General features: G+C 40.0%; 1 protein-coding gene. It reads right to left on the minus strand.

Translation table 11 applies throughout. The features are described from left to right. The coding region (gene ltrA, locus LD272_RS21320) for a group II intron reverse transcriptase/maturase (protein WP_226038595.1) at nt 1-805 on the minus strand (805 nt) is incomplete at both ends.

An 805-nucleotide genomic window follows, 5' to 3' on the forward strand; every position in this document is an offset into this window, starting at 1 on the left:
CGAATACTTCCACTACGGTTTCGTTTGGTTAGTTGGCTGAGTTTCTTTTTAAATTTCTTCTTAGATTTGTAATGTGGGCGGAAGCCTACACCTGCTTTTGTTGAGTGTATGCAAAAACCTAGAAACTTCCGTTTCGTTGGACTTCCCACTTCACTTTTCTGTCGGTTCACTACCAGTTTTAGGGTATTTTCAAGAAAATTTGTGATACTACTCATCACTCGATTTCCTGCCTTCCTCGTTTTTACATAGATATTACAATCATCCGCATAGCGAATGAATCTGTGCCCTCGCTTTTCTAGTTCTTTATCCAGCTGGTCAAGGTAGATGTTACTCAAAATTGGTGAAAGATTTCCACCTTGAGGGCATCCGACCTCCGTTCGATAAATGGCTCCATTGATGGAGACTCCACTCGTCAAGAATTTTCTAATGAGTTGGAGGACTGTTGAGTCCTTGATATGTTCTTCGACGTGATACATAAGTTTATCGTGATTGACTGTGTCGAAATATTGTTTCATATCAATATCCACTACAGTGCGGTAGCCATTTTCGTAGAGTTGCTTTGCCTGTTTCATTGCATCGTGCGCACTACGATTTGGTCTAAAACCGAAGCTAGATTCTGAGAACGATGGGTCAATATCTACTTCTATAACTTGAAGGAGTGCTTGTTGGATAAAACGGTCAATAACCGTTGGTATGCCTAATTTTCTTTTAGAACCATCATCTTTGTCTATCTCCACACGTTTAACAGGTTGTGGCTCGTATGAGCCATTAATGATTTGGGAAATGAGCAACTCTTTATTTAAGA

Origin of the sequence: Aquibacillus saliphilus, assembly GCF_020404745.1 — a bacterium.
Taxonomy (GTDB): Bacteria; Bacillota; Bacilli; order Bacillales; family Amphibacillaceae; genus Aquibacillus; species Aquibacillus saliphilus.